This is a genomic window from Pigmentiphaga sp. GD03639, assembly GCF_029845405.1.
GTDB lineage: Bacteria > Pseudomonadota > Gammaproteobacteria > Burkholderiales > Burkholderiaceae_B > Pigmentiphaga > Pigmentiphaga daeguensis.
The window spans coordinates 1-520 of the sequence record NZ_JAOCLR010000101.1; the positions used below are offsets into that span (position 1 = coordinate 1).

The 520-nt window shown below is 58.8% G+C and carries 1 protein-coding gene; it reads left to right on the plus strand.

The window, feature by feature from the left end; genetic code table 11:
• Window positions 1-70: 70 nt before the first annotated feature.
• Window positions 71-520: hypothetical protein (locus N5K27_RS29030; protein WP_279821049.1), on the plus strand; the 450-nt coding region annotated here is incomplete at its 3' end.

Genomic DNA, 520 nt, shown 5'->3' on the forward strand with positions numbered 1-520 from the left:
TGGACGAGGAAGGGATACAGCACTCCATGGACCGCGCGGCCCAACAAAAGCACCATAAATAGGCGCCGGCGTGGAAGTGGCCATTGCCCACCCGGATCAGCTGATTCATGTCCGGACCGTCCTGGGCGTCGTGATGGGTTTGAGCGTGGCCCGCCTGTTGACGGGCCTCGCGCGGCTGATACAGCACCCCGGCCGCGTCCGCCTGTACCCGACCCACCTGATCTGGGCCGCCTTCCTGTTTCTGGGGGTCGTCTACTTCTGGTGGTTCGAGTTCGGATTGCAGCATGTGGCGCAATGGTCGTTCGAACTCTATTTTTTCCTGATCTTCTATGCCGCGCTGTTCTTCCTCCAATGCACCTTGCTGTTTCCGGACCACATGGAAGAATACAGCGGCTTCGAGGCTTATTTCCACTCGCGGCAGAAATGGTTTTACGGGCTATTGGCCGCGCTGGCCATTGTCGACGTCATGGATACCCTGTGGAAGGGCATCGAGCACTTCCACGCAATAGGACATTGGGGC